Raw genomic sequence first — 7,116 nt, forward strand, 5'->3', positions numbered from 1 at the left:
GGCCTGCGCCTCGTTCTCACGGCCTGACGGGCTCCGCCGTCCGGTCGGGCCGCCCGGGTCCCGGAACGGGCTCCGCCGCCCGGTCGGGTCCGGTCCCCGGGCTTTGCCGCGCCCGGCCGGGTTCGGGCCCCGGACTTTGCCGCCGCCCATTAATTTGACGTCTCTCGTACTACGCCATGTATCGTACTAACCGCAGTCGATCCCGCTGCCCGGCGAAACGGAGTTGCTCGTGAGTGCCCTGTTCCAGTCCTACACGCTGCGAAAGCTGACCCTGCCGAACCGGGTCTGGATGGCGCCCATGTGCCAGTACTCCGCCGAGGCGACCGGCCCGAACGCCGGCGTGGCGACGGACTGGCACTTCGCCCACTACGCCGCGCGGGCGACGGGCGGCACCGGCCTGATCCTCACCGAGGCCACCGCCGTCTCCCCCGAGGGCCGCATCAGCCCGTACGACCTCGGCATCTGGAACGACACCCAGGTGGCCGCGTTCCGGCGGATCACCGACTTCCTCAAGAGCCACGGCACCGTCCCCGGCATCCAGATCGCGCACGCCGGCCGCAAGGCCTCGACCGGCAAGCCCTGGGAGGGTGGCGGCCCGGTCGGCCCCGAGGCGGACGGCTGGCAGCCGGTCGCCCCGAGCCCGGTGGCCTTCGATGAGGTCCACCCGGTGCCGACCGAGCTGACCGTCGAGGAGATCCAGCGGATCGTGACCCAGTTCGCCGACGCGGCCCGCCGGGCCCTGGCGGCCGGCTTCGAGGTCGCGGAGCTGCACGGCGCGCACGGCTACCTGATCGGCGAGTTCCTCTCCCCGCACAGCAACAAGCGCACCGACGCCTACGGCGGCTCCTTCGAGAACCGCACCCGCTTCGCCCTGGAGGTCGTCGACGCGGTGCGCGCGGTCTGGCCCGAGGACCTGCCGCTGTTCTTCCGCATCTCCGCCACCGACTGGCTGGAGGAGGGCGGCTGGACCGCCGACGACACCGTCCGCTTCGCCGCGCTCCTCAAGGACCACGGCGTGGACCTGCTCGACGTCTCCACCGGCGGCAACGCCGCGGACGTCCACATCCCCGTCGGCCCGAACTACCAGGTGCCCTTCGCCGCCCGCGTCAAGGCCGAGACCGGCCTGCCGGTCGCCGCGGTCGGCCTGATCACCGAGCCGCAGCAGGCCGAGAAGATCCTCGCCGACGGCGAGGCCGACGCGATCCTGCTCGGCCGCGAGCTGCTGCGCAACCCCTCCTGGGCCCGCCGGGCCGCCCGCGAGCTCGGCGGCGACGTCCACGTCCCGCGCCAGTACGGGCGCGCCGCGTGAACCGGGCGTAGGAGCGCCGAGGTCGGGCGGACGGTCGTGATGGCCGGCCGCCCGGCAGCGGTGTCCCGTATCCGGTACGGATCAGCCGTTCCTGACGACCGGACGGTTGTGCCACGGGGCCGGCGCCTGGTCGTCACCTCGCATGCGCGGGGCGGTCGGCTCCGCCGAGGCCGGTACGCCGCCGGACCGTCCGGTCGTCTCGCCGGTCGTCTCCGGCTTTTCGTGTGAAAGGCCCGGACGCGCACGGAATGCCGGTACGCGATGCATCGAACTACGAGGTCTTTCGTACAATGTCTGTCCAGGCTGGACCGGGGGACCTGTCCGGACCCGGCCGTCAGGCCCGACCTTCAGGAGTCGCCATGCCGCCCGCCGCCGCCCCTTCGTCCGGCGCCCGCACTCTGGACCACCCGGAGCGGGAAGCCATCCGCCTGGAGAACGTCCTGCACGCCCTGTCCGACCCGATGCGCCTGGCGATCGTCCGCCGGCTCGCCGCCGTGGAGGACGAACTGTCCTGTGCGGTCTTCGACCTGCCGGTCAGCAAGTCCACCTGTACGCACCACTTCCGCGTGCTGCGCGAGCACGGGGTCATCAACCAGATCTACCGGGGCACGGCGAAGATGAACGCCCTGCGCCGCGCCGACCTCGACGACCTGTTCCCGGGCCTGCTCGACAGCGTGCTCGCAGCCGCCGACCTGGAGGAGAAGCGACTCGGCGGCGCGGGCACCTGAGCGGGGCGCACCCAGGGGCGGTGGCCCGGCGCCCCCAGGGGCGGTATCCCCGGCGCCCGCGCCGCCCTCAACCGGCGGTGCGCGCCGCGGCCAGCAGGCCCTCCCAGTCGGGGATCTTGACGGTCGTCCGGCCCAGCTCGCGGCCCAGCGCCGCCTCCGCCGCCTCGATGCCCAGCCAGCCCGGCCAGCGGACCGGCCGCCGGCCCGCGCGCCGCAGCGCGGCCACCGGGTCGTCCGGCAGCGTCCGCCGGACCAGGGCCTCCGCGTCGGCCAGCAGGGACGCGGCGGTCTGCTTGGCGCACGGCCGGTTCGTGCCGATCACCCCGGTCGGGCCGCGCTTGATCCACCCCGCCACGTACTCGCCGGGGCTGGGCGTCCCGTCCCGCAGCACCCGCCCCTCCTCGTGCGGCACCGTCCCGCTCGCCGCGTCGAACGGCAGCCCGGCCTGCGGCGTCCCCCGGTAGCCCACCGAACGCAGCACCAACTGGGCCGGGATGTCCTCGTACCGCCCCGTCCCCGTCACGCCGCCCCGCCCGTCCGGCACCGTCCGTTCGAACCGCACCCCGCGCACGCCGGACGCCGCGTCGCCGAGCACCTCCACCGGGCGCAGGAAGAACCGCAGGTGGATGCGGCGCGGCGGGACGCCGCCGGAGCCGGACGGTCCGTGCCCGTTGCCCGACCCGGCGGCGGCTCCGCGTCCGCCGTCCGCGCCGGGGGCGGGCCCCCGCCCGTCGTTCGGCCCGCCTCCGGATCCCGCGCGTGCCCGCTCGGCCCACGTGCGCAGGACCTCGACGTTGCGGCGGTTGGTGGCGGGCAGCGCGGCTGGGTCGGCGTACGCCGGGTCCAGCGTCAGTTCCTCCGGCCGCACGACCACCTCGGCGCCCGGCAGCGCGCCCAGCTCCCGCAGCTCCTTGGTGGTGAACTTGGCCTGCGACGGGCCCCGGCGGCCGACCATCCACACGTCCCGCACCCGGCTGCTCCCGAACGCGCCGAGCGCCGCCTGGGGCACGTCCGTGGCGGCGAGTTCGGCGGCGCCGCGGGCGAGGACCCGGGCCACGTCCACGGCCACGTTCCCCACGCCCACCACCACCGCGGAGCGGGCCGTGAGCGGGAACCGGTCGGCCGCCGCGTCCGGATGGGCGCTGTACCAGGAGACGAAGTCGGTGGCGGAACGGCTGCCGGGCAGCTCCTCGCCGGGGATGCCCAGCCGCCGGTCGGTGGCGGCGCCCACGCAGTACACCACCGCGTGGAAGATCTCGCGCAACTCGGCCGGGCCCAGCCCCGGAGCGCCCACGTCCACGTTGCCCAGGAAGTGCACCCGGGGGTGTTCCAGCACCGTACGCAGGTTGTTCTGCAGCGACTTGATCTTCTCGTGGTCGGGCGCCACGCCGTACCGGACCAGTCCGTACGGACACGGCAGCCGGTCCAGCACGTACACCTCGACGTCCGGCACCGCATCCTGGGCGACAAGGGACTGGGCGGTGTACACGCCACTGGGTCCCGAACCGATCACCGCTACACGAAGCACGACAGCTCCTTCCGCGAAGTGGCACCAGGATCGCACCGGCCCCCCGCGGTCGGGAGACCGTCCGCGAAGAGCCGCCCACGGGCCGCGGCTCGGTCGCGGTGGACCGCGCCCGAGGTGGACGAGAACGCGGACGCCGCCCGCCATCGGCCCCTCCCAAGGGGACCGGCGGGCCCCGTCATCGCCCCGCCCCGTCTCCCGTCAACTGCGCCGCAGGCCCCGCATCCGCTGGATCTCCGCCGTCTGCTGGGCGACGACATCGTTGGCCATCTCCTCCACGAGCGTGTTGTTGCCCTGGGACAGCGCCTCGGTGGCCATCGTCACGGCGCCCTGATGGTGCGTGATCATCAGCTTCAGGAACAGCGCGTCGAACCGCTCGCCCCGCGCCGTCCGCAGCGCGTCCAGTTGGGCGGGGCTCGCCATCCCGGGCATCGCGCCGTGATCGTGGTGCCCGGACGGCTTCCGGGGGTCGCCGTGCGACGCCTGCCACCCCCGCATGGCGCCGATCTCCGGCCGCTGCGCCGCCGCGATCCGCCCGGCGAGGCGTTTGACCTGGGCGGAGTGGGCGTGCGTGGCGGCGAGATCGGTCATCGTCAGGGCCTGCTCGTGGTGCCGGATCATCATCTGGACGTAGGTGTGGTCCGCGGAGTTGGGGGAGTCGTCCGGCACCGCCGACGCGGCCTCTTCGGCGGTGAGCGTCCGCGCGGGCTCGTCGGGCTTCCCGGGGGCGACGACCCGCGGCCCGGCCGCGGCGCGCTGCGCCGGTTCCGCGTCCGACGAACAGCCGGTGAGGAGAAGGGACATGAGCAGGGCGGCGGCGAGGGCGGGTGGTGGTGCGGATCTTCGAGAGCGCGTCGACTGGCGCAAGGTGTCCTCCCATCCGTGACGCTCGGACCCGATCTACCCCGGGTGCGCGGCAGATATGTACTGGCGTTCTATTGATATGTACATGAATGGTGGATACTGCCGGGGTCCACCGTCCCACCACCCCACCAGGAAACGCGCCACGCACGGAACGGACCGCACACCACCAAGGAGGACCCGTGACCTCGTCGCACAGACCACCGGGGCGCCCCAGACCCCCGGCCCGGCGCGCCCGCCTCGGCGCGCTGACCGCCGCCCTCGGCCTCGCCGCCTCGCTGCTGATCGCCGCCCCCGCCGCGGCGATCCCCGACCCCACCACCGGCTCGGGCACCCGGGAGCGGGCGAGCCAGGACGAGCGGAACCAGACGAGGGACGCGATCGCCCGGGGCGACATACCCGGCGTGGACGAGAGCGTCCACAGCGCCAACGTCCGCCACCTCGCCAACATCCCCAAGCAAGCGCTCAAGGGCACCAACTCCGACCTCGCCTTCCAGGGGAAGTACGCCTTCGCGGGCAACTACGACGGTTTCGCCATCTTCGACATCTCCCGCCCCAAGGCGCCGAAGGTCGTCACCCAGGTGCTCTGCCCCGGCTCCCAGAACGACGTCTCCGTCAGCGGCGACCTGCTCTTCCTCTCCACCGACTCCTCCCGCAGCGACGACTCCTGCGCCAGCACCTCGCAGCCGGCCACGGAGAAGTCCTCCTGGGAGGGCATGAAGATCTTCGACATCAGCGACAAGGAACACCCCAAGTACCTCGCCGCCGTCGAGACGGCCTGCGGCTCGCACACCCACACGCTGGTCCCGGACCGGCGCGACGTCTACGTGTACGTGTCCTCGTACGCGCCGGACGCGGCGTTCCCCGACTGCCGGCCGCCGCACGACGGGATCTCCATCATCAAGGTGCCGCGCTCGGCACCGCAGAAGGCCAAGGTCATCGACTTCCCGGTGCTGTTCCCCGACGGCGGCAACCCCGGCGAGCCGACCCACCCCGGCGTCAGCGAGACCACCGGCTGCCACGACCTCACCGCCTTCCCCAAGCTGCGGCTGGCAGCGGGCGCGTGCATGGGCGACGGCATCCTGATGGACATCTCCGACCCCGCGGCACCACGGGTCATCGACCGCGTCCAGGACAACGAGAACTTCGCGTTCTGGCACTCGGCGACCTTCAACGAACGCGGCACCAAGGTCGTCTTCACCGACGAACTCGGCGGTGGCGTGGCCGCGACCTGCGACGCGGCGACCGGGCCGCACCGCGGCGCCGACGGCATCTACGACATCGTCGGCAAGGGCGACCACCGCAAGCTCGTCTTCAAGAGCTACTACAAGATCCCCCGCCACCAGGCCGCCACGGAGAACTGCGTCGCCCACAACGGCTCCCTGATCCCGGCCAAGGGCCGCGACATCATGGTGCAGGCGTGGTACCAGGGCGGCGTCTCCATCTGGGACTTCACCGACTCGGCGCACCCCAAGGAGATCGGGTACTTCGAGCGCGGGCCGCTCTCCGCCGACCAGCTCGTGGTCGGCGGTTCGTGGTCGGCGTACTACTACAACGGCCACATCTATTCGAACGACATGGCCAAGGGGTTCGACGTGCTGCGGATCGACGACCGCCGCACGGACAGCGCCGCCTCCGTCCGCCTGCCCGTCCTGAACGCCCAGACGCAGCCGGACTACCGCTGAGCGGCGGCCGGCGCGGACGCGACCGACTGACGTCAGTGGCGCGCGCGGCCGGCCCCGACGCGGGTGGACCGGAGCCGGTCAGCCGATCAGGGTGACCGGTCCGCCGACGTCCCGCCGGGCGGCTCCTCGCCCGGCGGGACACCCATGTCCCAGTCCAGCCCGTACCGCTGGAACAGCTCGGCCCGCAGCCGGGGGAGCGGCATCGGCACCCCCGGGATCAGCGCCGCCACCACCGAGCCCATGAGCAGCGCGCGCAGCATCTGGTAGTCCGCGTCGGGGTCCGCCGAGCCGTACCGCACCATCGTCTCGCGCAGGAGGTAGGCCAGCCGCTGCTGCTCGGGGCACTGGATGAAGCCCTCCGCCGTGAGGATCCCCGCCATGTGCGTCCGCATGAGGGTGGGGAAGTCCCGCGCCAGCCCGAGCACCGCGTCGATCGCCCGCGCCAGCAGCTCCCGGCCCGCGTCCCGGCCCACCGGCTCGTCCCCCCGCTCCAGGCCCGCCTGGAGGGAACGATGCATCAGCCGGTGGACGGCGGACTGCAGGAGCTGCCGCTTACCGGGGAAGTAGTACGAGATCAGCCCGCGCGCCGAGCCCGCCCGGCAGGCGATGTCGGCGAGCGTCGTCGCCTCGTACCCGCGCTCGTCCACCAACTCGACGGTCGCCTGCAACAACCGCTCGCGGGAACGTCGCCGCAACTCTTCATTGGCCGATGCGCTGCGGGGGGACATTTCAGCATCCTACTGATCACTGAGAAGGTGCAGGTCAGGGCCCTTTTGTGGCCTGACCGGGATGGTCGGTACACATTTTCCCACCCCGGGAGGGAAGCACCGGATCGGGATGCCGGGATGCCGGGATGCCGGGATGCCGGGATGTCGGGATATCGGGATGCCAAGAGGGTGCGGGCCCCCGGTGTGCCGGTCGTCCGAGCGGCAGGCCGGTCGCCCGGCCGGGGCCGCCGTACCAGTGTCGAGAACAACGCGCCCGCCGCTCGTGCCGGTACGACCGGCA

The 7,116-nt window shown here is 73.0% G+C and carries 6 protein-coding genes; 3 read left to right on the forward strand and 3 right to left on the reverse strand.

What is annotated here, in order from left to right; genetic code table 11:
* Positions 1-229: 229 nt before the first annotated feature.
* On the forward strand, positions 230-1,309 hold the full coding sequence (locus ABZX96_RS37800; protein WP_355554148.1) for an NADH:flavin oxidoreductase/NADH oxidase: 1,080 nt from the start codon (positions 230-232) through the stop codon (positions 1,307-1,309).
* A gap of 359 nt (positions 1,310-1,668) precedes the next feature.
* Entirely contained in the window at positions 1,669-2,037 is a 369-nt protein-coding gene (locus ABZX96_RS37805; protein WP_355554151.1) for a helix-turn-helix domain-containing protein, read from the forward strand.
* A 67-nt stretch (positions 2,038-2,104) separates the two neighbouring features.
* Here the strand turns inward: ABZX96_RS37805 and ABZX96_RS37810 are convergent, their stop codons facing one another.
* A complete protein-coding gene (locus ABZX96_RS37810; RefSeq protein ID WP_355554154.1) occupies positions 2,105-3,565 on the reverse strand; it encodes an FAD-dependent oxidoreductase in 1,461 nt (486 codons plus the stop codon).
* Between the two features lie 198 nt (positions 3,566-3,763).
* Positions 3,764-4,366, reverse strand: coding sequence for a DUF305 domain-containing protein (locus tag ABZX96_RS37815; RefSeq protein ID WP_355554161.1), 603 nt, complete (start codon positions 4,364-4,366; stop codon positions 3,764-3,766).
* Between the two features lie 239 nt (positions 4,367-4,605).
* Here ABZX96_RS37815 and ABZX96_RS37820 point away from each other — a divergent pair, with 239 nt between their 5' ends.
* Positions 4,606-6,108, forward strand: a complete 1,503-nt coding sequence (locus tag ABZX96_RS37820) for a hypothetical protein (protein WP_355554156.1) — start codon at positions 4,606-4,608, stop codon at positions 6,106-6,108.
* Positions 6,109-6,194: 86 nt separating this feature from the next.
* On the opposite strand, the gene ABZX96_RS37825 is transcribed toward ABZX96_RS37820, so the two are convergent.
* Complete coding sequence (locus ABZX96_RS37825) at positions 6,195-6,836, reverse strand: helix-turn-helix domain-containing protein (protein ID WP_355554159.1); 642 nt, start codon at positions 6,834-6,836, stop codon at positions 6,195-6,197.
* Positions 6,837-7,116: the final 280 nt, after the last annotated feature.

The sequence above is a fragment of the Streptomyces sp. NPDC003077 genome (genome assembly GCF_040611095.1).
GTDB lineage: Bacteria > Actinomycetota > Actinomycetes > Streptomycetales > Streptomycetaceae > Streptomyces.